At 42.9% G+C, this 23,073-nt stretch carries 22 protein-coding genes; 10 read left to right on the top strand and 12 right to left on the bottom strand.

The features are described from left to right. The first annotated feature begins 108 nt into the window (after positions 1–108). Positions 109–1,149 (top strand): polysaccharide lyase family 7 protein, encoded by a 1,041-nt coding sequence (locus LQZ07_RS11570; protein WP_152782452.1) that lies wholly within the window; start codon positions 109–111, stop codon positions 1,147–1,149. Positions 1,150–1,350: 201 nt separating this feature from the next. Here LQZ07_RS11570 and LQZ07_RS11565 read toward each other — a convergent pair whose 3' ends face one another. Both LQZ07_RS11565 and LQZ07_RS11560 read right to left on the bottom strand, forming a co-directional pair. Further along, positions 1,351–1,785: a universal stress protein gene (locus tag LQZ07_RS11565; protein WP_016401123.1), complete on the bottom strand. Its 435-nt coding sequence runs from the start codon at positions 1,783–1,785 to the stop codon at positions 1,351–1,353. 209 nt (positions 1,786–1,994) lie between these two features. Continuing rightward, positions 1,995–2,648 (bottom strand): hypothetical protein, encoded by a 654-nt coding sequence (locus LQZ07_RS11560; protein ID WP_152782450.1) that lies wholly within the window; start codon positions 2,646–2,648, stop codon positions 1,995–1,997. A 422-nt stretch (positions 2,649–3,070) separates the two neighbouring features. Between LQZ07_RS11560 and LQZ07_RS11555 the strand changes: the two genes are divergently transcribed. Beyond that, positions 3,071–4,495: a cellulase family glycosylhydrolase gene (locus LQZ07_RS11555; RefSeq protein WP_152782448.1), complete on the top strand. Its 1,425-nt coding sequence runs from the start codon at positions 3,071–3,073 to the stop codon at positions 4,493–4,495. Positions 4,496–4,584: 89 nt separating this feature from the next. On the opposite strand, the gene LQZ07_RS11550 is transcribed toward LQZ07_RS11555, so the two are convergent. After that, on the bottom strand, positions 4,585–5,148 hold the full coding sequence (locus LQZ07_RS11550) for an outer membrane beta-barrel protein (RefSeq protein WP_152782446.1): 564 nt from the start codon (positions 5,146–5,148) through the stop codon (positions 4,585–4,587). A gap of 290 nt (positions 5,149–5,438) precedes the next feature. Here LQZ07_RS11550 and LQZ07_RS11545 point away from each other — a divergent pair, with 290 nt between their 5' ends. From LQZ07_RS11545 to LQZ07_RS11535, 3 genes are all read left to right on the top strand, one after another. After that, positions 5,439–6,428: a DUF2333 family protein gene (locus LQZ07_RS11545; protein WP_152782444.1), complete on the top strand. Its 990-nt coding sequence runs from the start codon at positions 5,439–5,441 to the stop codon at positions 6,426–6,428. Positions 6,429–6,515: 87 nt separating this feature from the next. After that, entirely contained in the window at positions 6,516–6,809 is a 294-nt protein-coding gene (locus LQZ07_RS11540) for a DUF1244 domain-containing protein (protein ID WP_152782442.1), read from the top strand. Positions 6,810–6,916: 107 nt separating this feature from the next. Next, on the top strand, positions 6,917–7,606 hold the full coding sequence (locus LQZ07_RS11535; protein WP_152782440.1) for a DUF2982 domain-containing protein: 690 nt from the start codon (positions 6,917–6,919) through the stop codon (positions 7,604–7,606). 48 nt (positions 7,607–7,654) lie between these two features. Here LQZ07_RS11535 and lpxM read toward each other — a convergent pair whose 3' ends face one another. The 3 genes from lpxM to LQZ07_RS11520 all read right to left on the bottom strand — a co-directional run bounded on the left by lpxM (position 7,655) and on the right by LQZ07_RS11520 (position 10,106). Continuing rightward, on the bottom strand, positions 7,655–8,602 hold the full coding sequence (gene lpxM / locus LQZ07_RS11530; protein ID WP_152782438.1) for a lauroyl-Kdo(2)-lipid IV(A) myristoyltransferase: 948 nt from the start codon (positions 8,600–8,602) through the stop codon (positions 7,655–7,657). Positions 8,603–8,692: 90 nt separating this feature from the next. Then, entirely contained in the window at positions 8,693–9,022 is a 330-nt protein-coding gene (locus tag LQZ07_RS11525; protein WP_016401131.1) for an antibiotic biosynthesis monooxygenase, read from the bottom strand. A 67-nt stretch (positions 9,023–9,089) separates the two neighbouring features. After that, positions 9,090–10,106 (bottom strand): adenosine deaminase, encoded by a 1,017-nt coding sequence (locus tag LQZ07_RS11520; RefSeq protein WP_152782436.1) that lies wholly within the window; start codon positions 10,104–10,106, stop codon positions 9,090–9,092. A 399-nt stretch (positions 10,107–10,505) separates the two neighbouring features. On the opposite strand from LQZ07_RS11520, the gene LQZ07_RS11510 reads away from it, so the two are divergent. From LQZ07_RS11510 to asnB, 3 genes are all read left to right on the top strand, one after another. Next, positions 10,506–11,255 carry an HAD-IIA family hydrolase gene (locus tag LQZ07_RS11510; protein ID WP_152782434.1) on the top strand — a complete coding sequence of 250 codons (750 nt, stop codon included), beginning with the start codon at positions 10,506–10,508 and terminating at the stop codon, positions 11,253–11,255. A gap of 20 nt (positions 11,256–11,275) precedes the next feature. Then, positions 11,276–12,868, top strand: coding sequence for a cation:proton antiporter family protein (locus LQZ07_RS11505; RefSeq protein WP_040307008.1), 1,593 nt, complete (start codon positions 11,276–11,278; stop codon positions 12,866–12,868). A gap of 194 nt (positions 12,869–13,062) precedes the next feature. After that, complete coding sequence (gene asnB, locus LQZ07_RS11500; RefSeq protein ID WP_152782432.1) at positions 13,063–14,727, top strand: asparagine synthase B; 1,665 nt, start codon at positions 13,063–13,065, stop codon at positions 14,725–14,727. Positions 14,728–14,825: 98 nt separating this feature from the next. Here the strand turns inward: asnB and LQZ07_RS11495 are convergent, their stop codons facing one another. The 4 genes from LQZ07_RS11495 to apt all read right to left on the bottom strand — a co-directional run bounded on the left by LQZ07_RS11495 (position 14,826) and on the right by apt (position 18,588). Continuing rightward, positions 14,826–15,248, bottom strand: a complete 423-nt coding sequence (locus LQZ07_RS11495) for a DUF3010 family protein (RefSeq protein ID WP_016401137.1) — start codon at positions 15,246–15,248, stop codon at positions 14,826–14,828. Positions 15,249–15,341: 93 nt separating this feature from the next. Further along, entirely contained in the window at positions 15,342–15,668 is a 327-nt protein-coding gene (locus LQZ07_RS11490) for a YbaB/EbfC family nucleoid-associated protein (protein WP_016401138.1), read from the bottom strand. Between the two features lie 71 nt (positions 15,669–15,739). Next, positions 15,740–18,028, bottom strand: a complete 2,289-nt coding sequence (dnaX, locus tag LQZ07_RS11485) for a DNA polymerase III subunit gamma/tau (RefSeq protein ID WP_152782430.1) — start codon at positions 18,026–18,028, stop codon at positions 15,740–15,742. A gap of 14 nt (positions 18,029–18,042) precedes the next feature. Further along, positions 18,043–18,588: an adenine phosphoribosyltransferase gene (apt, locus tag LQZ07_RS11480; RefSeq protein ID WP_016401140.1), complete on the bottom strand. Its 546-nt coding sequence runs from the start codon at positions 18,586–18,588 to the stop codon at positions 18,043–18,045. A 433-nt stretch (positions 18,589–19,021) separates the two neighbouring features. On the opposite strand from apt, the gene LQZ07_RS11475 reads away from it, so the two are divergent. Continuing rightward, positions 19,022–19,963 carry a tRNA-dihydrouridine synthase gene (locus LQZ07_RS11475; RefSeq protein ID WP_152782428.1) on the top strand — a complete coding sequence of 314 codons (942 nt, stop codon included), beginning with the start codon at positions 19,022–19,024 and terminating at the stop codon, positions 19,961–19,963. A gap of 180 nt (positions 19,964–20,143) precedes the next feature. After that, positions 20,144–20,518, top strand: a complete 375-nt coding sequence (locus LQZ07_RS11470) for a TraR/DksA C4-type zinc finger protein (RefSeq protein WP_152782426.1) — start codon at positions 20,144–20,146, stop codon at positions 20,516–20,518. A gap of 72 nt (positions 20,519–20,590) precedes the next feature. On the opposite strand, the gene LQZ07_RS11465 is transcribed toward LQZ07_RS11470, so the two are convergent. Beyond that, positions 20,591–21,613: a porin gene (locus tag LQZ07_RS11465; protein ID WP_016401145.1), complete on the bottom strand. Its 1,023-nt coding sequence runs from the start codon at positions 21,611–21,613 to the stop codon at positions 20,591–20,593. A 401-nt stretch (positions 21,614–22,014) separates the two neighbouring features. Further along, on the bottom strand, positions 22,015–22,989 hold the full coding sequence (locus LQZ07_RS11460; RefSeq protein ID WP_152782424.1) for a porin: 975 nt from the start codon (positions 22,987–22,989) through the stop codon (positions 22,015–22,017). Positions 22,990–23,073 lie beyond the last annotated feature (84 nt).

Raw genomic sequence — 23,073 nt, 5'->3', positions numbered from 1 at the left:
ATGAATAATTGCCAAGGCCATCATATTTAATAATACAATAGTATTATAACGTTTCCCTGTTCACGAAAACTCCGTCTACGAGTTACATTTAACTAACAGGGAACTATCATGAAAAAGATTTATGTCGCTTGTGCCGTAGCTGCACTGTTTGCAGGTACAGCTGGCGCAGCGAATACACCGACCAATTACCAGCTTGAGTTAATGTCGAAGCTAGATGCTTCTAAAGCCCCGGCGCAAAACTTCGAAATGCGTAAGTGGAAAATTAACTTACCCTACCCTGATACCAAGCCTGAGCGCGAAGGCAAAACCATGGAAGTGTATGCATCTCAGCTAAACGATGCAGAAAATCCATTCTCACATCCAGAATGGTTTTACACCAACGCTGAAACTGGCGCCATGGTATTTAAAGTACCTAATGAGGCGGTGACCACTCCTAACAGCAAAAACGCTCGTAGTGAATTACGCGCAATGTTAAACGTGAACTTACCTACTGGATACAAAGATCCAAGCACCAATTTTGTATTAGCTTCTCACGACAATGCAGCAGCTTACGGCTCTATTGGCGGACGCATGAGCGCAGCCTTAAGTGTTGACCATGTAAGCCTAAGTGGTAACGATGCAAAAATGGGTGCTCACTCTGTGGTTATTGGCCAGATCCATGGTTCAAATAATGAACCTTTAAAGATCTTCTTCCGTAAATTGCCAAACCACGAGCATGGTTCGCTATTCTGGAACTATGAAATTAACCCTAAAGACAAGAAAGACCGTTTCGATATTCCTCATAACATCTTCGGCCAGTACAACTTGACCAAAGAAGACAAAGATCCAGTTGGCGGCATCAAGCTGGGTGAATTATTCACTTATGACGTTGATATTGTTGACAACATAATGAACCTCACCTTTACCAAAAACCCAGGTGAAGCTAATGAACAAGTAGTCACGTATAAGGTTAACTTGGCTGAACCTAACTCTGCTTCAGACTTAGATACCAGCTACGCGCAAGATTGGATGTACTTTAAAGCAGGTGCTTACAACCAGTGCAATATCAAGCCTAAAACCAATACTTGGAGCTCGGGCTGTAGCAATAATGGCTTAGATGCTGGTGATTACACACAAGTAAGCTTCTATAAACTTAACCTTATTCAATAAGGCTAAGTAAGCAAACAACTCCGTTTATAAACACAAGCCCTTGGCATAACAATGCCAAGGGCTTTTTCATCACAAGTAAAGCTAAAACACTAAAGCCTTCGCCAACAATAGAATGCCAAAAAGCGCAGTAGAGATCAGGCGTTAAACAAAGAAATACTCATCGGGCTCTGGTTACACCCGATGTGTATTATGCCTAACCGCTCACTGATCGATAGGTATAACCAGCAGATCTATCGAGACGTTATTTACCAGCTCATGATGTTTAGATGCTAAACGATGCCAAAACCCATTATCATGACCACATACGATTAAGTCAGCGCCTACCTCGGCCACTGTTTCATCTAAGCGAGCACTTAAATCACCTTGCATAACAAACTGGTTCTCAATGGTGTAATTAGTATCAACCACCAAGGCGTTAAGCTTGTTAGCAAACTCTTTAAGGCTAGGATGCATCGGTTCTATGGCGGCTAAATCAAGATCGATTAGCCCACTAAATGCTGAATCGTTAGCGCTTTCATCAACAAAAATCAGTGATACTTTTGCATCGAGTGGTTTCGCTAGCAGGATGACTTTATCGATTATTCGTCTGCTGTTTTCAGAGAGGTCGACGGCGACTAAAATGTGACGATAGCTCATGATGTGCTCCTCGTAATTTATTTAATCACTTTAAGCTTAGCAGTGGAAATACGCCTTAGACGGACTTGGCGCACATGCCAAGGGAATATTTAAAGCTAACTTGAGCTTGGTCATTATTAGCTTCAAAACAAGGTATCAGAGGCAACAAAAAAGCCAGCATCATGCTGGCTTTTAGTTGTTGGAGGCATAATAGCTGCAGCGCTAACTTATTAAAGCACAGCCCAATGGAGAGTAAGGCCAACATGGCTGCCATCACAATTAGCAGTACAAAATGATGCTAAGAAAGGAGCAGTTTCTAGATCATACTTAATATAGGTATAGCGTAGTTCAATCCATGAGCGCGATTCACCTAACATGTAACCAACAAAGCCGGTATAACCCAGTGTGTCTTCGTAGCGCGCGTAGTACTTCTCATCACTACCAATAAACTGGCCACCCACTTTGTTACTCATGTGGTAAGTCAAACCACCACCCAGTTTAAAAGAATCATTAATTTGGTAGTACGGTAAGGCCTCGACAACAAAGCGAGTAAACCACATGCCTTGGTTACCACTAGATGTGCTAGCAAAGCTAAATTGGGTATCTACGTGGTAGCCTGCATTAGTGATCAATCTAAGGTCTTTTACTAGAGGCCAATCAATACCAACGCTTGCTTTAAACAGCCCGCCGCCTTTCAACACAGCATCATCGACAACATTGTTGTTTTCATCGACATAGTAAGCTTCGGCGATGGTATCTCCACCGTAAGTTGCCCCTAAGCTAAGTAATAAATCCCAGTTATTCTCTTTGGCGTATTCGCCATAAGCAAACTCTGCACTGGCTAAATTAGGCAGCAACAGACAGATACACGCCAATAACTTCATTGCACCCTTTCCTTGGCGCTTATTAAACAACATCCACATTGTTGTTAGATTCCCTTTATTGATAAAACGCGCAGTCTATCAGAAGCTATTGTTATAAAATACAATAGTTTAATAAAAAGTGACCGCTTGTTGATTTAAGCCAACCCAGTGAAACAAACGGCATTCCCGCTCGCTTATAAGCATTCATGATTTAGTCTCCCTTTTTTTGACAAGTAGATAATTAGCGTTAAGTGCTACACAGCTAGTTTCTCTTATTTAATCAGCGGCTTTGTGAGCAAGCTCATACTGACCATGAAACAACAAGAAATTTAGCTATCTATTTCAGCCAGTTATGCGGCTTTCCAACTTTTTTACTTAGCTAACTCGGGTAGCATCATCTTTAAGTAAGTTGTTAACTTCACCCTCAAACGTGAGAGCCTAAAATGCCCGAATGTCGAACATACCACCGCTTCGCAGCTAAGCTGATTTTACTTGGTTTCATCTCGCCTTTTGCAGTTGCGGCCGACTGCGAGTACTCCATAACCAATCTATGGGACCAAGGCTTTCAGGCACAGGTGACCATTACAAATACCGATTCAACTAACATCGAGGGTTGGCAAGTAAATTGGCAATATCAACAAGGCTCTCAACTTAGCTCTAGCTGGAATACGGTTTTAAGCGGAAATAACCCTTACAGCGCAAGTAACCTTTCGTGGAACGCGACTATAAAGCCAGGGGAATCGGTTGAATTTGGTATTCAAGGCACTATGAGCGGCGACAGTGCGGAACAACCAACGCTCACTGGCGATGTTTGCTCTAACCAAACACCACCACCTCCCAGTGAGAAGCCTGCTATAACCGCTATAGACGCTGCGGCAGCAATGGGCACCGGCTTTAACTTAGGGCAAATGTTCGACAACCAACAACATGCGGCTACCCTAACCGAAGCTTCAGGAAAAATAGATGCTTATTACGAGCAAGGTTATCGTAATGTCAGAATTCCGATTAGTTGGACCATTGAGATATCAGGTTCAACCATTGCTGATGAAACAGGAAAAATAGACCTTAACAACGCTCGCCTTAAAGAGATAATAAAAACTGTCGACCATGCTCTCGCTTATGAAGATATGTTCGTAGTTATCAATGCTCACCATGAAGCCGTAATCAAAGACAATAGTGATGCGGTGATGTTAGAAACTCTGTGGACTGATATTAGTGCTCTATTTGCAGACCGCAGTAACCGTCTCATTTTTCAAATTTTAAACGAACCGCACTTAAGTAATAGCGAAGCCATGCTTCCGTCAAAGCTACGCCACATGACAGGTTTGGCATATAACAAGATCAGAGAACAGAGTCCAAATCGGATTGTTGTAATTGGCGGAAACCAATGGTTTGGCGCTCATGAGATGGCGCGAACCTGGCCAAACTTAGACGCTGTTGGAGGGGGCAACGACCCCTATGTGATGGCCGCATTCCACCATTACAATCCTTGGTCTTACCACGGTGAAGGTAACTTATCGACTAAGTGGACTGAATCTGACATTAGTGACCCAATTAGAACCATGCAACAATGGGCAAACGGTGTGGGTCAAGGTATGCCAATCTACATCAGTGAATGGGGTACTAATTGGCAAAAATATAAAAGCCAAATGGATTGCAACAATATTAGAGCTTGGTATGAGTTACTGGACTCTAAACATGCAAAAGCAGCAGGCATTCCCACTTCCGTGTGGGACGATGGCGGTTGGTTTATGATCTATGATCACCGCACCAATGCCTACAACAACAACCTTTATCAGTGCATTATTCAAGGCTCCTGCGAGTACAGCAGTAACGACAGCAGCCAAATCAATGCAGCCTGTAAGTAGCGTAACTAAACCCCTTTCTTTATGCTTCCCGCGACAACTCTGTCGCGGGCAACCTTAGAGCATTAGAATCAGCAATCAAAGCGTGATTGTTAACCACGATAGCCAATACTAAATACCCCACCCTCTGTCACCGAGTTATAACCAATGCCAAACACTAAATGCCGAGTTAAGGCATAACGAAGCCCAACTTCGCCGCCCCAGTTTCGCTTGGTATCGGTATGCCATTCTGGCTTCGGGTCTGGGTCTGGGTCTGGGTCTGTGTAAAACTCAATAATGCCGTCAGTATATTCGGTGGTATTTTCGAACATTACTCCACCGCCGTAAACACTCAAATTATTGGAAAGGCTGTAACTCACCCCTAGCCTAAACATGGTTAAGTCTCTTTTGCCTTCTGCAGGTGCTTCAAAGCCTAAGTCTTCTTCTTTTGACCTGCCATAACCGAGGTAGTAACCCCAATTAGGGTAGCTTTTGTCGTAATGATTTACCGCAACGGTCAAGCCTAACATAGGTTGGTCGGGATGTTGGTAATCGAGAAATACCGCAGCCCACGGATAGGCGTTGGTGTTTTCTTGTTGCTGTTGGGCAACAGCCTGAGCAGACATTGTGAGGGCAAATACTGTAATACTGGGTTTTACTAACTTAGAGATGTGCACGAAATTCTCAACCTTTTAAACCTTACCTCCCTGTAAACCAATAATCTGCGGCAGATAATGGCAGTTATCTGTCGTGAAAAAAACCGTAAGCACTGCTTTTGCTCAAATTATTAGGATAATTTGCTAAATACTTGAGAGCGCCTTGAGTTTGCTGCTCGTAACCTAGCTAGAAAACCAAGGTATGACAGTTGAGGCTCTCATGTCTCACCGCAATTAGATTTTGCATAAGCTATTGATTAAATTGCTTACTTGACTATGCTGAGAACATAAATCTTGTTGAGGATGTATTTATGTTTCAGCTTACTGGCCGTAAGGTTGTTGTTTTCTTTTTGGTGTTTTTCATCATTAACTACATCATTGCAGTGTTTTGGAGCATTGAGCCAGACCGAATCGAGGTCAAAGAATATGTACTTGAGCAAGCAGTGGCAAACGGTGAAGAATCGGTAACCGGATATGCTACTACCACCGCATTGATGTTTGTGGCCGAAACCCTGCTAAACAAATCGGGCGGTTACTTAAGTAACGATAAAATGCCCCCCAGTGTGTTTATGGACAATATGCCAAGTTGGGAGCTTGGTGCATTAAACCAAGTTCGAGATTTATCGCTGATTATGCGTAAAGATTTTAGCCGCTCTCAAGCGCAATCGGTAGAACATGCTCAGCTTAAAGTCGCCCAGCCTAAGTTCAATATTGACCATACTTCATGGCAGCTTCCAAGTGCAGAGCGCGAATATCAAGATGCTATAGATGCCCTTGCAATTTATCGCGCCCAATTAGCCGATCCTAAAGACCCAAATGCGCAGTTTTATGCTCGTGCCGACAACTTAGTCACCTGGCTTAACGAAGTACAATCACGCCTGGGAAGCATGTCGCAGAAGCTTTCGGCCTCGGTAGGCCGAGAACGAATTAACACTAGCTTAGTGGGCGATGAAGGTGCTGCGCAGTCTACCTTTGCTCCATCTGAAAGCATGGTGAAAACCTCTTGGTGGAAAATTGATGACGTGTTCTACGAAGCTCGCGGTGAAGCGTGGGCATTGCTGCACTTTTTCCAAGCAGTAGAAGTAGACTTTAAAGGCGTATTAGAGAAGAAGAACGCTACAGTAGCAGTTCGCCAAATTGTTCGCGAGTTAGAAGCGACCCAAGAAACCGTATGGAGCCCAATGATCTTAAACGGCACAGGTTTTGGCCTTATGGCTAACCACTCGCTCGTAATGGCTAACTATGTATCACGTGCCAATGCGGCCATTATTAATCTAAATAATTTGCTTACCAAAGGCTAAATTAGCTACTAGCCATTACCAAAAGCAGCGTTGATTCGCTGCTTTTGTGCATTTACACTGGCTTAACTATTACCAAGGATAAGTAACATGGACAAACAACAAGCAATTGAAGCTGCCACTTTTCGCCGTTTGCTGGAACACCTAGACCAACACAAAGAAGTACAAAACATTGAGCTGATGAACTTAGCTGATTTTTGTCGAAACTGTTTAGCCAAGTGGATGATGGCAGCAGCAGAAGAGCAAGGTGAAAGCCTTAACTATGATGAAGCAAGAGAAAAAGTGTATGGCATGCCATACTCAGAGTGGAAAGAGCACCACCAACTGCCAGCTACCGATGAGCAAATGGCCATTTTCAACGCTAAACAAGCCGCTAAAAAGTAATACGCTAAGGTGATGTGAGCGTTCTTCTTTCACTAACCATTGTAATGAACATTTAGCCGATCCGGTCCGTATATCTAAGTATCACGGTAAATGATTGAGGTAACACGATGCCAAAATCAGTATGGATAAAAAGCAAAGCCAGCAACAACGCCAAAACCTTAGTTCTTGCTGGCTCCCTGCTAGTATTTATTGGAATAAGTACCCTCTACGTTCCTGCAGTATTGGTGTCGCTTATTGCCTCGGTGATTTTCTTTTTAGCATACTTGGGGATTCGAGTTGGCGTAGAGAAATGGATGCAACCGGTATATTCAGTTGTATTGTGCTACGACCACATTCAATTTCACCATCGTTACGGCGGTTGGTGTTTGCCCTGGGATAAACTACAACGTATCGATGTACCTAGGTTAAGTGACGGACTTAATTGGCAGGATATGAATTACGTTGGCTTACGTTTGAGTGACCCAGATTATTTGCTCGATAGTCTGTCCCCTCGCCTATCTGCACATTTACTCACTGAGCAAAGAGCGGCTTTGCTCGCATCCTTACGAAGAAGCTGTAAACATTGCCAAGACAGTAAAGTGAGTGATCATTTAATTGAAGACGATTATTTTAAATCAAGCAGTGGGAAAATTTACACCGGACTCACCGGCATGTTCGCAAACAGAATGAAAAAGCTTCGGGAGCTCACTGGCTATGATCTATTAATTGAGCAAGATATTCTTGACCGAGAACCAGAAGATTTCATTAGCTTAGTGCGTAACTACAAAAACCAAACTCTGCGCGAGCATAACGCCTAATCATCCACCAAGCTCACTTAGTGCACGATTGCCAAAAACCAATACAGGTTAATAACGCGGCTTATCGCTGCCTTCAACGGTACGCAATAACTTTAAGGTCCACATGTATTGCTCTGGCGAGCGAGAAATTAACTTCTCTACCTCTTGATTCATTCGCAAGGTATCTTGCGCAACATCTTTGCTGGGGAAGTCTTGCATAGCAGGATGAATGAACAACTTCACTTTATGTAATTCGCTGTCGTAACCCGCATAGATAGGCACCACCTTTGCGCCACTTAATTTGGTCATTTTACCCAATACCGGCAAAGTGGCTTTTTTTGTAGCAAATAATGGCGTCATTAAACTGGCTTCTGGACCAAAGTCTTCATCTGGTAAATAGATACAACCAAAACCCGCTCTTACTGCTTTGATCAGCGTTTTAATACCTGCGTTACGTTCAAAAATAACACCACCAAAACGAGTACGTTGTTTTGCCATCGCCCAATCAACAATGGGGTCACCAGTTTTTTTAAACATGGTGCACATATCATGGCCGCGGGTACAAAAATAAGTCCCCAGAAAATCCACTGGGTAGGTATGTGGTAATAGAATTATAAAGTTTTCATTGTTATCGAGAATACTTTGAATATGCTCTTCACCATCAACCACAATACGGTTCTGCAGATAACGTTTTGAGCGAACAGACATCTCGCCCGCTCCCAAAATAAGCTGAGCAAAAATCTGCATATTTTTTTGCATTAATAGCTCGCGCTGTTGCGCGGTCATATCGGGGAAACACAGCTTTAAATTAGTGTCGGCAATTGCACGGCGTTTCTTCAAGGCTTTGAGGTTAAAGATACGGTTGGCAATAGCTACGGCAATTTTATCTCGTAGCTTTACCGGCACATAGGCCAGCAGAATGATGAGTCCGCCCACCAACCAGGTGTCCCAATGCTTAGGGGCTAACCATGTTTTGGAAAACGATATAGAAAATGCTTGAGACTCAAACTTCGACATAGTCTAACAACACTACCTTAAGAAATTGATAAAACTGCGCGCCAGTTTACTCTGCAGTGGCGCTAAAGCAAGTTTACTCAAGGCGGTGAGTTACAAAATAGAGTGTGTAGCATCCAAGTTACTCGATACGAAATGATCAAGTTGTGGCGCCATTAATAAGGGTTCGTCTTGCCAAATAATCGCTTTACGCATTTTTTGGCGCGCATCTAACACCATAGATTCAGTTTCTTTAGAGCGTAACCAATGGTCTTTACTAGGCCACTGCGAGTAAGAAATCCACGTGCCGTCGGAGGCTTTATGCAAACGCGATCCCAATGCGGCACACTTATCAATATTAAAATGAATAATCTCTGACCAGCCTTCTTTAAAGGACTGAATATGCTCTTCATTTAACTTCCAACGAAACAACACAACAAACATCGACAATCTCCTTATTATTCTCGCATAACATAACTATGGCTGTAGCCTGCCTTAAAACATAAGGTCTCTAGCTAAACTCTGCTAAACGGTTATCAATTAGTTGACTTAACTCACTTTTTCTTTGCTCACTGGCATAACTTGCGGCAACAGCGTTGTGGCTAAGCTGGGCAATTTGCTGCGGGCTCCAGGCAAAAGTATCGCTACAGGCCTGCAAGTTATCCAGTAAATAACCGCCAAAATAAGCAGGATCGTCTGAGTTAATCGTAACCGCTAAGCCTTTTTGCAACATTTTCGGTAATGGGTGCTCACTTAAGTGCTCAACCACCTTTAGTTTTACGTTGCTAAACGGACAAACGGTTAAAGGCATTTGAGCGGCGACAAGTTTTTTAACTAAAACTTCATCTTCTAAACAGCGAACGCCATGATCAATTCGGCTAACATCCAATAGCTGCCAAGCATTTGCCACATTGGCTGCCGGGCCTTCTTCTCCTGCATGAGCCACTCTTTGTAGCCCCAGTTGCTTGGCCATAGCAAACACTTGTTGGAACTTCTCAGGAGGATGACCTTGTTCACTAGAGTCTAAACCCACACCAATTATATGTTTAAGGTAAGGTTTAGCCGCTTCTAAAGTCTCAATTGCAGAGTCCTGCGATAAGTGGCGCAGAAAACACAAAATATATTCGCAGGTTATTCCAAACTGGGTAAAAGCTTGTTGCTTAGCCCTAACCAGCCCATTAATCACTGTGCTTATTGCGATACCGCGTTCAGTGTGAGTTTGCGGGTCAAAGAATATTTCCGTATGTAATACATTATCGCGGTGGCAGGTTTCAAAGTAAGCCCAAGCTAAATCGAAAAAGTCTTGTTCTGTTTGCAACACTTCTGCACCTTGATAGTACAAATCAAGAAACTCTTGAAGGTTATTAAACTGGTAAGCCTTTTTTAAGTCATCAACGCTGGCATAAGGCAAAGTAATATTGTTTCGTTTAGCTAGCTTGAACATCAACTCAGGCTCTAAGCTACCTTCAATGTGCAAGTGCAGCTCAACCTTTGCTATTTTTTTAATAAAATCTTGTTGATTAAACATCAATCTTTCCCTTCAACTGCTTGGAGATAAGGGGCTGTTATATTTTCGCGATTAAATTTTGTTCGCGATAAAATAGCTTTAGGCGCGGCAAGGTGTGCGTAACCTAGTCACTCTAAGTAAGTACGCCTTAACAAAGCATAAAACTATTTTAGCCGAACCCTTTGGGCAGCGTTTGTGGCTTATTTCTACTGCGTTATCAGCTTCTCATATAGGCTGACTACACATTAAAGCTTCTACCTTGTATAAATAACCCTCAAACTGCTGCAAAATTCAGCTCGAAAGTTCAACAGCCCCTAATGAATATAAGCTATTTGTTGCCGTTAGGTTATTTTTCTCTAGCGCTTTTTAGTCACACTAAGTTACTCTGAACTACGGATTATAGGGTTCTAAGGAAAAAGAATGAGCAAAGCAGTTATTTGTGACATTGATGGTGTACTACTACACGACAATCAACTGATAGACGGAGCCAAAGCATTTATTGAACGTTTACTGGCTAACGATACCAAGCTAGTAATTTTAACTAACTATCCTGCTCAAACTCCACAAGATTTACAGAACCGTTTTCAAACTGCTGAAGTTGATATTCCAGAAAGCTGTTTTTATACCTCAGCCATGGCTACTGCAGATTTTCTTAAACGCCAAGAAGGTAACAAAGCCTATGTAATTGGCGAAGGCGCGTTAATTCATGAACTTTATAGCGCTGGATTTACCATCACCGACATTAATCCCGACTTTGTAGTGGTGGGCGAAACCAAAAACTACAATTGGAATATGATTCAACATGCGGCAAAATTTGTTGCACAAGGCGCGCAATTTATTGCCACCAATCCAGATACTCACGGACCAAACATGAGCCCAGCTTGCGGTTCACTGTGTGCTCCTATTGAACGAATTACCGGGCGCGAACCCTTTGTCGTTGGTAAACCCTCTGCTTGGATTGTACGTGCGGCTCTCAATAAAATTGGCGCACATGCAGACGACACCGTGATAATTGGTGATAACCTACGCACTGATATACTGGCTGGCTTTCAAGCTGGTTTAGAAACAATTTTGGTACTATCTGGTGTGAGCAGTGAAGCCGACATTGAAATGGTACCCTTTAGACCGAACTATGTTTTCCCTAACGTGGCAGCAATCGACATAATATAACGATAAAGATTTAGCACTTAATGGATATTTCTATACTAATAACAGTGACGTTTTTGGCAGGATTTCTTGCTCATTTAGCGCACTTACCCCCTCTAATTGGATTTTTGGCCGCCGGTTTTGCCTTACGCGAAATGGGTTATGAACAAAATGAATTGATCTCTACGGCAGCAGATTTAGGTGTAACATTACTGCTGTTTACCGTTGGATTGAAACTAGATATACGTACCTTGTTTAAGCGCGAAGTTTGGGGAACCGCTACAGCGCATATGGGTACCAACATGCTGCTGTTTGTAGGCACGCTATCAGCCGTTAAATGGTTTGGTATAAGCAGCATTGGTGAGCTGTCTACCACCGGTATTGTTGTATTATCTTTTGCATTGTGTTTTTCCAGTACAGTATTTGCAGTAAAAGTATTAGAAGACAAGAGTGAAATGAATGCACTGTATGGCCGCGTGGCTATTGGTGTATTGATTATGCAAGACATCTTTGCGGTAGTATTCCTGGCTGCTACCACTGGCAAAGTTCCAACCATGTATGCGCCACTACTACTGTTGTTATTGCCGCTACGCCCAGTGTTGTATCGTTTGCTAAACCGCGTAGGCCACGGCGAATTACAATTAGTATTAGGCTTCTTTTTAACCTTTGTTCTGGGCGCGCAATTATTCGATAGCGTAGGCCTAAAATCAGACTTAGGTGCGCTAATTATAGGCATGTTGCTAGCAGGCCACCCCGCTGCAAGTGGCATGGCAAAGGCCTTATTTAGCTTTAAAGAACTCTTTTTAGTTGCCTTCTTCCTATCGATTGGTTTATCCAGTGAGTTAAGCTTCGAATCTATCTATATCGCGCTGTTCTTAGTGGGTATTTTAGTTATAAAAACAGCATTCTATTTACTGTATTTACTGCAATTTAGATTACGTTCACGAACCGCATTTCTAGGTGCTGTGAGCTTGGCAAACTACAGCGAATTTGGCTTGATTGTAACAGCTGTTGCGGTGCAACTTGGCTGGCTACATGGCGACTGGATGGCAACCTTAGCAATGGCTGTAAGTATTAGCTTTTTGGTTGCTGCTCCTATCCACAAAAACGCCGATATCATTTACCAGTTTATTCGCCCAAGCCTAAAACGCTTACAGCGCTCTAAGTTGCACTTAGAAGACCAACCGATCGAGCTTGGGCAAATGCAGGTAGTAATATTAGGCATGGGACGAATTGGTGAAGGTGCCTACGATATGCTGCAGCAACACTATCCCGATTTGGTTATCGGTATTGATACTGATCTTGAGAAAATTCAGCACCAAATTGAAAGTGGCCGAGCAGTAATTCAAGGTGACGCTACTGACTCCGACTTTTGGGAAAAGTTAGCCCCCTCAAAAGATTTAAAACTGGTATTACTGGCAATGCCCCATCACCATGGTAACCAATACGCATTAAAGCAACTTAAGAAAGGTGAGTTTAATGCCAAAATTGCCGCCATTGCGCAGTTCGCCGATGATGTTGAAAAGCTAAAACGCCTTGGCGCAGACGAAGTCTTCAACCTCTACAATGAGGCCGGTGCGGGTTTTGCCGACCACGTTCACTCGCAACTCATTGATAGCAATAAACCACAAGAATAAAGCTTAAAATTTGCAAAAAGACTTACAAAAATAGCCAGTTTGTTAATAATTCTTAGTTTTCTGGCTTTTTTTAGCAAAAAATGTCATTCAGGACTTGCAATAATTTCTGATCTTGGCAAATTGAGGGCAATATTGGAACAAATGGCGAAGTACCATTTGTTCGAGAGTAAACACAAAGTAGTTAAGGGAAGAGTATGTGTTCCATATTTGGAGTTCTAGACATTAAATCTGACCTCAGTGTATTGCGTAAGCAAGCACTTGAGATGTCAAAACGTTTACGCCACCGTGGCCCGGATTGGTCAGGTATTTACACTTCAAAAAATGCCATCTTAGTGCATGAGCGTTTATCTATCGTAGACGTAAATACCGGCGCACAACCTCTTTATAATCCCGAAAAAACTCACGCTCTTGCGGTTAATGGTGAGATCTACAACCACAAAGATCTTAAAGCTCAGCTTAATGTTGATTTTGAATTTCAGACAGAGTCTGACTGTGAAATCATCTTGGCCTTGTACAAAGAAAAAGGCATTGAGTTCTTAGACGACCTAAACGGTATCTTCGGTTTCTGCTTATACGACTCTGAAGAAGACGCCTACCTAATTGGTCGTGACCATATTGGTATTATTCCTCTTTACACTGGCTACGATGAGCACGGTAACTTCTACGTTGCCTCAGAAATGAAAGCATTGACGCCTATTTGTAAAACAGTGAGTGAATTCCCTCCTGGTCACTACTTATACAGCAAGAACGGCGAACCTGTTAAATACTACAAGCGCGACTGGATGGACTACAAAAACGTAGAAAACAACGACGCCAGTGTAGAAGATTTAAAAGTAGCTTTAGAAGCTGCGGTAAAACGCCAGTTAATGTGTGACGTTCCTTACGGTGTATTACTCTCTGGTGGTTTGGATTCTTCGGTTATTTCTGCAATCACTAAAATGTATGCTGACAAGCGTGTTGAAGATAACGACAACTCAGAAGCTTGGTGGCCACAACTGCACTCATTTGCAGTTGGCCTAGTAGGCTCGCCAGACCTAATTGCTGCACAAAAAGTTGCTGACCATTTAGGTACCGTGCACCACGAAATTCACTTTACCGTTCAAGAAGGTATTGACGCCATTAAAGACGTTATTTACCACCTTGAAACCTACGACGTAACCACCATTCGTGCGTCTACTCCTATGTATCTAATGGCCCGTAAGATTAAAGCGATGGGCATTAAAATGGTACTTTCTGGAGAAGGTGCTGATGAAATATTCGGTGGTTACTTGTACTTCCACAAAGCACCAAATGCTAAAGAATTCCACGAGGAAACCCTACGTAAACTTGAGAAACTGCACATGTTCGATTGTAACCGTGCTAACAAATCTCTTGCTGCTTGGGGCATTGAAGGCCGCGTACCATTCTTAGACAAAGAGTTCATGGATGTTGCAATGCGCATAAACCCAGAAGCAAAGATGTGTGCCGGCGATAAAATTGAGAAGCACATTGTACGTGAAGCTTTTGAAGGTTACTTACCTGCTGAAGTGGCTTGGCGTCAAAAAGAGCAATTCTCTGATGGCGTTGGTTACTCATGGATTGACAGCTTAAAAGAATTGGTTGAATTGGAAGTCTCTGACCAAGAATTAGCCAATGCGGCTTTCCGCTTCCCAATTAATACTCCAGATACTAAAGAAGCTTACTTCTACCGCAGCATGTTTGAAGAGCACTTCCCACAGGACTCTGCAGCAGAGTGTGTACCTCACGGTAAGTCTGTAGCATGTTCAACCCCTGAAGCGATTGCTTGGGATGAAAGCTTTGCAAACAACGCGGATCCTTCTGGTCGCGCAGTACTATCTGTACACAACGAAGCTTACTAGTTACTAAAGCTTTACGCTTTAAACAAAAAACCGATGCTTTGCATCGGTTTTTTGTTTAAAGCGTCAATACAGCCCTAAGGCTAGAATCTAAACGTGAATCAAGCCATACAAGCTACATAAGCGGTGGTAAACGATGTCTCTTGAAAGGCTTTAAGGCCCGTTGCAGAAAACTCTACCGGCATTGGGTTATCTTTTAGTACTTGCTTAGATTTAGTAGCTGAAACTAAGTCTACATTTAGCTCGCTAATTAACTCGATAGCAGCTTCTAATTTGAAGCCTACCGCACCACCGGCAAATTTACCTTTCATTGGGCGCTGCTTAATCGCCACTTTCTCAACCTTGTAATCACTCATCAATTTAGCAAAGGCGAACTGAAAATCACGTAAGTGCTGAGTGCTGTTTATGTCGCTTAAAGTAAGACGGCGCACACGACAATCTGGAATTTGAAACAATCCATCTTCCAGTGTTAGCAAGCTAACAATAACTTCATTACTTTTTATTTCTACACCGCATACTTTCATCTTGCTACCTATTTTAATCTACGTTCATGCAAACTAAGTGTTGCACAAAAAAGGCCGCTATGCGGCCTAATCAATTTGCTGCTCTAAGCTAGCTTAGAATGGCATTTTCATACCTGGAGGCATTTGCATTCCACCGGTTACATCAGCCATTTTTTCTTTGCTGGTTTCTTCTACACGACGTACTGCATCATTAACCGCTGCAGCCAGTAAGTCTTCAATCATGTCTTTGTCATCGTCCATTAAGCTTTCATCTAGCTCAACACGACGAACGTTGTGGTTACCAAGCATAACAACTTTCACCAAGCCTGCGCCTGATTCACCAGTAACTTCCATTTTGGCGATTTCTTCTTGAGCGCGCTGCATTTTATCTTGCATTTGCTGCGCTTGCTTCATTAGGTTACCCATTCCGCCTTTAAACATAACTATTCTCTTCTCTTCTATTAGTTATAACTGCGACATTACATCTAGATTAATGTCGAAAATCAAGTTGTTCAGTGGTATTTCACACTGTCGTTATCTAATTCTGCGCCAAAGCGTTGCTGCAATACTTGGATATTAGGATCACCCAATAACCTATCAATGGCTGCATTGGTATTTTTTTGATGAAGTAACTGCGCCAACTCTAAAGGTGTTTTGCCATTTGAGTTTTCACCTACAGTTATTTCTAATTCAACTTCCTGCTGCAAACACACGCTCAATTGCTGATTTAGCTCTTCCACCGAGCTTGCTTTAGGCAAGTGAGATAACTCGGGTTTTAATAGCAACTTTACGGTGCTTTCAGAAAGTTGATACAAAGAGTTAATGGCTATTTGTCGAGCAATTGGCCCTAATTCCATAAACTTCACCATCTCGGACCAAGCTTCATCATTGTCGTTTGTAGTGGCGACAAAACTTACCGTTTCTACTTCCTCAACTGGTTCAACCGTTTCTGGCTGCACCTGTGAAAGATTATTAGAGGATGGCTCCGAAGCATTTGCTGGTGCTAAGTTTGGCTTTAGATTGCTAGAGGCGCCCGCCTCTTCAGACTTTTTTCCGGACTTTCCTCGCCCACGTAGCTGGCTTCTTAACTGCAGCAAAGATGCAGTTTCTTCTTTAGCCGGTGCTTGAGGAATATTTACTGGAGTAGCCTTGGGCATTGCAGTAGGCAAGTCTTGAGCTTGGTATTCGACAGCATAATTAGGCTCTTCATATTCAGCCTCAGCATTCATATCGGCAAACTGGGCATAATAACTATCATCAACCGTTGCTTGCTCTGCACTAACAACGGCTTGTTTGGTGTTGGCCTGAGGAGCAGCTTGAGTTGATGAAGGTGGTGTTTGGGAAGGCGCCGGATGGCTTGCCACTGGTGGCGTGCTCCCTGCAGCTGCTTTTGTTGCAACTTGTTCTGCTGGATTGCCTACATCCGCTGAAGAAGCAGCTTGTTTGGTTTGCTGTTGCTGTTGCTGTTGCTGTTGCTCAGAATTATCACCACGTAACTGATTTTTCAGCTTGGCAATGCTCTGCTCTCGCTGCACAACTCGCTCATCTTTATCAACAGGAGCCGGCGCATTATCGCTAATACGGGAAACTGCAGGAGCGGTAGGCATTTCGTAACCTTGCTGCGTCGCCTGTTCTAGAATTTCTTGTTGCTCTTTTACTAAGCTTTTATCCGCTAAATCTGCATTGCTCGGGCTATTTTCTTTAGTAATCGGGCTTGCTACTTCACCCTGCTCTGCCGGCTGAAATGCCAACATTCGTAACACGGTCATTTCGAAACCGCTACGTGGGCTTGGAGCGTAAGCAAAATCTCGCTTTCCAGTAATCACTATTTGATAAAGTAACTGCACCAGTTGAGCGTCAACTTGCTCTGCAAGCATTTGAATCGTTTCATCATGTTGGCTTGCTGGTAGCACCTGCGCCATCGCAACTTTATGAATAATCTCAGCGAGTTGTTGATGTAAGTGCTCGTAATCAGGCGACATACTCGCTAACTCTGAAATTTTGCTGAATACCGATTCTGCTTGCCCGGCAACGACATGACAAAGAAGCTGACGCAACTGATGAGGATCTAACACACCCAACATATTAAGTACTTGCTGGTAAGCTAGCTCTTGGTTAGACAAGGCTAACGCTTGATCAGTTAAGCTCAAAGCGTCTCGCATACTGCCATCGGCTGCATGGGCTAATGCGTTGAGCGCTGCAGGCTGATATTGACGCTGTTCAGCATCTAAAATATGAGCTAACTGCTGAGATATTTGTTCTTCACTCAGCGCTTTCAACTGAAATTGTAAACAGCGTGACAACACCGTAATCGGCAGTTTTTGCGGATCAGTGGTAGCAAGTAAAAATTTAACGTGCTCTGGTGGCTCTTCTAGCGTTTTTAGTAGTGCGTTAAAGCTATGGCGTGACAACATATGTACTTCGTCAATTAAGTACACCTTATAGCGGCCTTTGGCGGGGCTATACTGCACGTTGTCTAGAAGCTCTCGAGTATCTTCCACTTTAGTGCGCGAGGCAGCATCAATTTCTAACAAGTCAACAAAGTTACCTTGATCGACCTCTAGGCAATTACTGCACTTGCCACAAGGATTAGAAGACACTCCTTGCTCACAATTGAGGCTTTTAGCAAACAAGCGCGCAATGGTTGTTTTACCCACACCGCGGGTGCCACTAAACAAATATGCGTGATGCAAACGCTGTTGGTCTAATGAGTTTATCAAGCCAGCTAGTACATGTTGCTGGGCAACAACTTGCTGGAATGTTCTGGGTCGCCATTTTCTCGCTAGGGCTTGATAATTCATTAAATGCTGTTGTCCTATTCGCCTTCGAACTCAACTAGATAAGTTGATTCTACTCCGAGTGTCGTTAATTTCTGTGCGCCAGGTAAGTCTACCAAATTAATGACAAAGGCCGCATAGTTGATTTCACCGCCTAACTGGCGAATTAACTTCACCGACGCCTCGGCGGTACCGCCAGTTGCGATTAAATCATCAACCAACAACACTTTGTCGCCAGGCTGAATAGCATCGGTATGTATTTCCAAAGTATCCATACCATATTCAAGCTCATAGCTTTCGCCAATAACTTCGCGAGGTAACTTGCCAGGTTTGCGAACCGGAATAAAACCAACCCCTAATGCCAGCGCTAGTGGCGCACCAAAAATAAAACCTCTTGCTTCGGTACCAACGATCTTGGTAATACCAAGGTTTTCGAAACGCTGTTGCCATTCATGAATAACCAAGGCAAAAGCCTTTGGATCTTCAATTAAACTGGTAACATCCCTAAACAATATCCCCTCTTTTGGGTAGTTAGGGATAGTTTTAATTGCGTTCTTTATATACTCAAGATTAGCGCTGCTCATACCGGCTTCCATTTTCCAAAAAAAACGCCCAAATAGGATGGGCGTATTTACAATCTTTAATTATCTCAGTTTATGACGATAAAGCAACGAAGTGCTAACCTAGATAGTAGCCAAAAATTAGCCAAATATTTTTAGCAGAGACAAGCTCAAAGGTAGGGTTGGTAACAGCAGCGCCACTACAAAACCTAGGAAATAGAATACGTTATAATCTTCTTTAAACTGCTGGTCCATCTAAACTTCACCTTTAAACTAAATTCAATCAACATTGATCTAGATCAATTATACTTGAGCGTCACCTTCACAAACACCCAGCAAAAACATGGAAATAAACTGCTCATCCAGCTTATTCAGGCTAATAAATTGCGTAGCTAATTTGCTAGCAGCAGACACTACAAACCGTTAGAATGGCCGCTTTTTCAAACTAAGGTTTACTATGCGCGTAGTTTTAGCCCCAATGGAAGGCGTTGCAGATGCTTCCATGCGCCAGCTTTTGTCTAGTTGTGGTGGCTACGACTGGTGCGTAACAGAGTTCATTCGTGTTACTGACGTAGCCCTGCCCGACAAAGTATTCTACAAGTACTGCCCGGAACTACAGGAGCAAGGTTTAATAGCAGGCCACACCCCGGTTAGAGTACAGCTGTTAGGCCAGCATCCTAGTCCCATGGCAGAAAATGCGGTAAGAGCTATCGAACTTGGCTCTCATGGTTTAGATCTAAACTTTGGCTGCCCCAGCAATACTGTTACTGGAAGCTGCGGTGGTGCCTCTATGTTAAAAGCCCCTCAGTCGATTTATGATGTTGTAAGTGAAGTAAGAAAAGCCGTACCCAAGCAGCATATTGTATCTGCCAAAATTCGCTTAGGTTGGGAAAACAAAGATGACTGTTTTGATATTGTACAAGCTGTGCAAGAAGCAGGCGCCAATGAGCTAACCATTCATGCTAGGACCAAGCTCGACGGTTACAAAGCGCCAGCGCATTGGCACTATATAAAGCAAGTTAAACAGCAGTTCTCTATTCCTATTATTGCTAATGGAGAAGTTTGGAACCGAGAAAACTACTTACAGTGCAAAGAAGCCAGCGATTGTGAAGATGTAATGATTGGCCGCGGCGCACTTACTATTCCGAACCTTGCTAAAGTAGTACGAGGTGACGAAGAACCATTGCCTTGGTCAGCAGTGATTGAGCTACTAATCCGCTATTCTCAACACGAAATCACCAGTGAAAAAGCCAAGTACTACCAAAGCCGGGTGAAACAGTGGTTAAGATATCTTTCTGGCTACTACACCGAAGCCGACGATCTATTTCGCAACATCAGAGTATTAAAAGATACCAATTCTATTGTTAAGCAAATCCGCTTACAGCAATGCAAAGATTGACCTTTCGTTAAGCTTGGCTTTACGTTTCTTCGCACTATTTGCTCATATTCTGTATTAGATCAACAAAACCCTAATAAAAGTAGTTATATAGCTTTTTAGTGTTTCGTTTTGATTCACATCATATCTCGGGGTTAGACCCGGTGTTTATACTGCTAGCTCATTTAATAATTGGGCTTAAACGTGGAATTTAGAGATTATCAGTTGCGACTCACGCAACAATTAGAGCAGTTAAAGTCTGAAATAATCTCAATTTTAACTGCCTCAGAAAAAACCAGCTTGAAGCTAACAGCTGACAAACTACAGTCTTTAACTAATGAAGAACTTATTGACCAGGCCCTGAAACTGCAGCTCTCAGAGCTAACGACTCAGTTAAAACAATTACAAAGGGTTGACGCAGCACTTTGCCAAATAGACTTAGGTTTATATGGTTTGTGTAGCGACTGTGAAGAAGAGATTGAAATTAGCCGTTTAGACAACGATCCAAGTACTCAACGCTGTCAACGCTGTAGTGACAAACACCGTATGTTTAAGCGGCGCGAAAGTTTCGCACTTTAAATTATACTGAAACCAGTAAATACAAAAAGGCCACCCTTAGGTGGCCTTTTTACTTCCATCTTCTTAGAAGAATTAGAAGTTGTAACGTACACCCACTGCTAAGCGGTTGTCGTCTTCTTTAGCACCAGATACAGACTTAGTAGTCTCGTCTTGGTACTCAGTGTACAAAAGAACATTGTTCCAATCGTACATTGCACCAACTAAAGCAGTTTTTAGGTCAGCTGAAGAGTTTTTGTCTTCTTGAACGTTCCAGCCAGTGTAAAGCTGTAGACCCATGTCTAGAGTGTAAGCGAATACACCTTCGTGGCCGATAGCTTTGTCAGATACGCCAGTAGCGCCTTCAAACTGTACGTGGTTTTTGAACTCACCGTAAGATACCGCAGCGTAGATAGGGCCTTGGTTGTAGCTAGCCGCTAACGCAGTAAGCTTAGCATCGCCATCGTTGAACACTTCTGATTTTTCAGCATCAGTACGGTTCATTTGGTGGTAAGTAGCACCAACATTTAGACCGAAATCGAAGTCATAAGAAACAGCACCAGAGTAGCTATCTTTACGACCTTCATCTTCGTCAGCGAATTGGTACTGACCGCTTAAGTTAACGCCGCCAAAGCTACCGTTGTATTGAAGTGCGTCGTTAGCACGTGCAGTACCTGCTTTGTCACCGTTGTCGTAAATACCCATTGCGGTACCGCCGTATACCCAAAATACATCGGTTACGCCAGTGATAGTGTAGTAAGTAGACCATTGCTTACCGTAAGAAACAGAACCATAGTCTGCGTGGTCAACTGCGATGAAACCTAAACGGTTGAAGAAAGGAGAGTCACTGTTACCATTTGGGTTGTCTAAACCGTACTCCATAGTAGCGCGAGCAGTAACATTTTCGCTCATTTTGCGAGAGAAGTTTAGGTTAATACGTGAAGAGTTGTTTTCTGAACGAAGATCGCGCTCGCCTTCGTTGTTAGCAGACTCAACCATAAGGTTAAGACGACCACCGATAGAAAATGCGTTTTCGCCGTCGTTGTAAATTTCTTGAGCGTTAGTTGCACCAGTTGCAAATAATGCTGGGATTGCGATTGCTAGAATAGTCTTTTTCAAAGTTCCACTGCCTATTTTGAGATTAATAATTTATCTCTTCCTTGACCCGACCCATTCATTCGTCCTTGGAATGGTTTCCTTGAGCAGTGAATTCCCTCTCACGGCCGACATATTTGCTGATAATGAGAGTGAAATCAACATTTTTTTGAAGTTTTTATGAACTTTCATGGTTAATTAAAAGTGCAATAGGCATATTAACAAAATAAAAATCTAAAAAATGTCTATTTAATAGCAAATATTTAGGCAAACTTTAGATTTAAAAAGCTTTTTAGGGAAGTGAAGAAAGAGAACTTACAAGCTAAACTAGAAAAATTTGAAATCAGATAAAACAAAAAAGCCCACCGAAGTGAGCTTTTTAATGGCTGTAGAACGCTTAACTAGCGCTCATCGCAACAATAAACTTAGAAGTTGTATTGAATCGCTACAGTCCACTGGTTGTCAGCGTTTTCTAGACCATCATTCAAGTACTCAGCCCATGCTTTCATGTTGCTGTTGAACTTGTAAGCTGCACCCAATTTGAACGCTTTAGCTGTATCACCTAAGTCGCTCAAGTCGCCTTTACCTTCTTGGAAAGCATAACCAGTGTATAGAGAAACTGCATTGATGTCGTAAGAAGCAACTAGGTCATAACCTTGTAGCTTCATACCTTCAGCATCAGTTGCTACGTATACAGCACCTAAGTATAGATCTTCCCAAGAGTAAGTCGCAGATAGTGCAGAGTTCTTCTTGTCACCTTCTTCGAATTTTTCAACGTGGTAACCACCGTATAGGCCAAGACCGAAGTCAAAGTTATAACCTAGAGTACCCGCGTAACCTGAGTCAAGAGCACCACCTAGAGGGATGTAATCTGGATCTTCTGGGTTACCAACACCAACGTTAAAATCTGGCTGACGGAACTGGTAAGAAGCACCTACGTAGAAACCACCAAACTCACCGTTATAAACGATTTGACCTTCTTGACGACCGTCTTCAATTAGAGTGAAGGCTTCGTAACCGTAAGTGTTGAAGATATCGGTAGCGGCAACAGCTTGGTAGAAAGCAGTATCAGTTTGACCGAATACTACAGTACCAGCGTCATCAAATTCGAAACCAGCATATACGTGACGAGCAGCGAAAGTAGCTTCTTTACTTGATTCAGCATTGATTTGCCACTCACCACGAGCTAGACCAGCTACACCTGGAGCAATTTCTGATTTAGCCTTGAAACCCATACGTGCAGAACCGTCACCATTAGTGTCAGTACCGTTGTTATCAATATCAAACTGCATACGACCGTAAACTTCAGCAGTTACGCCGTCGGCGTCATATACAGTTGCAGCTTGTGCAGATGCTGCGAATAATGCTGGTATTGCTACCGCTAGAATTGTCTTTTTCATTTTTCCTGTGCCTTCTTAGCAATTAAACACTTGTTCCTTAAATTCCCTGTGCGACAGTGATTTCTCACTGTCTGGTCAATACAT

This window comes from Agarivorans sp. B2Z047 (assembly GCF_023373605.1).
Classification (GTDB): Bacteria; Pseudomonadota; Gammaproteobacteria; order Enterobacterales; family Celerinatantimonadaceae; genus Agarivorans; species Agarivorans albus.
The sequence above is the reverse complement of the archived record's forward strand: the minus strand, read 5'-3'. Positions and strand labels throughout refer to the sequence as shown.

Bases quoted from the DNA above. Each gene is read 5' to 3' on its own strand.
- LQZ07_RS11570 (WP_152782452.1), top strand. From the start codon at position 109: ATGAAAAAGATTTATGTCGCTTGTGCCGTAGCTGCACTGTTTGCAGGT.
- LQZ07_RS11565 (WP_016401123.1), bottom strand. From the start codon at position 1,785: ATGAGCTATCGTCACATTTTAGTCGCCGTCGACCTCTCTGAAAACAGC.
- LQZ07_RS11560 (WP_152782450.1), bottom strand. From the start codon at position 2,648: ATGAAGTTATTGGCGTGTATCTGTCTGTTGCTGCCTAATTTAGCCAGT.
- LQZ07_RS11555 (WP_152782448.1), top strand. From the start codon at position 3,071: ATGCCCGAATGTCGAACATACCACCGCTTCGCAGCTAAGCTGATTTTA.
- LQZ07_RS11545 (WP_152782444.1), top strand. From the start codon at position 5,439: ATGTTTCAGCTTACTGGCCGTAAGGTTGTTGTTTTCTTTTTGGTGTTT.
- LQZ07_RS11540 (WP_152782442.1), top strand. From the start codon at position 6,516: ATGGACAAACAACAAGCAATTGAAGCTGCCACTTTTCGCCGTTTGCTG.
- LQZ07_RS11535 (WP_152782440.1), top strand. From the start codon at position 6,917: ATGCCAAAATCAGTATGGATAAAAAGCAAAGCCAGCAACAACGCCAAA.
- lpxM (WP_152782438.1), bottom strand. From the start codon at position 8,602: ATGTCGAAGTTTGAGTCTCAAGCATTTTCTATATCGTTTTCCAAAACA.
- LQZ07_RS11525 (WP_016401131.1), bottom strand. From the start codon at position 9,022: ATGTTTGTTGTGTTGTTTCGTTGGAAGTTAAATGAAGAGCATATTCAG.
- LQZ07_RS11520 (WP_152782436.1), bottom strand. From the start codon at position 10,106: ATGTTTAATCAACAAGATTTTATTAAAAAAATAGCAAAGGTTGAGCTG.
- LQZ07_RS11510 (WP_152782434.1), top strand. From the start codon at position 10,506: ATGAGCAAAGCAGTTATTTGTGACATTGATGGTGTACTACTACACGAC.
- LQZ07_RS11505 (WP_040307008.1), top strand. From the start codon at position 11,276: ATGGATATTTCTATACTAATAACAGTGACGTTTTTGGCAGGATTTCTT.
- asnB (WP_152782432.1), top strand. From the start codon at position 13,063: ATGTGTTCCATATTTGGAGTTCTAGACATTAAATCTGACCTCAGTGTA.
- LQZ07_RS11495 (WP_016401137.1), bottom strand. From the start codon at position 15,248: ATGAAAGTATGCGGTGTAGAAATAAAAAGTAATGAAGTTATTGTTAGC.
- LQZ07_RS11490 (WP_016401138.1), bottom strand. From the start codon at position 15,668: ATGTTTAAAGGCGGAATGGGTAACCTAATGAAGCAAGCGCAGCAAATG.
- dnaX (WP_152782430.1), bottom strand. From the start codon at position 18,028: ATGAATTATCAAGCCCTAGCGAGAAAATGGCGACCCAGAACATTCCAG.
- apt (WP_016401140.1), bottom strand. From the start codon at position 18,588: ATGAGCAGCGCTAATCTTGAGTATATAAAGAACGCAATTAAAACTATC.
- LQZ07_RS11475 (WP_152782428.1), top strand. From the start codon at position 19,022: ATGCGCGTAGTTTTAGCCCCAATGGAAGGCGTTGCAGATGCTTCCATG.
- LQZ07_RS11460 (WP_152782424.1), bottom strand. From the start codon at position 22,989: ATGAAAAAGACAATTCTAGCGGTAGCAATACCAGCATTATTCGCAGCA.